The organism is Streptococcus pluranimalium, from assembly GCF_047785705.1.
GTDB classification, from domain to species: domain Bacteria; phylum Bacillota; class Bacilli; order Lactobacillales; family Streptococcaceae; genus Streptococcus; species Streptococcus pluranimalium_A.
Map to the genome: position 1 here is coordinate 1 of NZ_JBLOJV010000111.1, position 522 is coordinate 522.

The 522-nt window shown below is 36.2% G+C and carries 2 pseudogenes; one reads left to right on the forward strand and one right to left on the reverse strand.

What is annotated here, in order from left to right:
* Positions 1 to 230 (forward strand): annotated as a pseudogene (locus ACMZ6Z_RS09570) (transposase); the annotation flags it as partial.
* A gap of 8 nt (positions 231 to 238) precedes the next feature.
* Here the strand turns inward: ACMZ6Z_RS09570 and ACMZ6Z_RS09575 are convergent.
* Positions 239 to 406 (reverse strand): annotated as a pseudogene (locus ACMZ6Z_RS09575) (IS30 family transposase); the annotation flags it as partial.
* Positions 407 to 522: the final 116 nt, after the last annotated feature.

Here is a 522-nt window from a genome sequence, read left to right on the forward strand (position 1 = left end):
ATTTTCGTATCGTTCGTGTGGAAATCAAACCTGGTTACTATGAAACCTTAGTCACTAATACAGATTATTCTGTGGAGAAATTAAAGGATCTCTATGCCAGCAGATGGGGCATAGAGACCAGTTTTCGTGATCTTAAATACAGTATCGGTCTGACTCACTTTCATGCGAAAAAGAAGAAAGGGGTTCTCCAAGAAATATACGCTCGTTTTATCAATTTTAACTTTCTCAAATTGTCAAATTAAGTTAGACCATTTATATTGCTCAGAAAAACTTGATACGGTGTTTGATAGTTTAGGGATTTTCTAGGAATTCTATTTCTTTTATCAGCTATTGCCGATAATACATTTTGAGAGAGATCTCTGAAATCCATTTGCTTAGGAAGTCCATGTCTTCTTAAAAGACCGTTCTGTTTTGATCGACCCAAAGACGCAACAATAGCACTGACTGTTGCACCTTCTTGGTAGCATGCCTCTATCATAACAAGTTCATTTGTGGTAAGATGAGTATAGGGCATTTATGTTA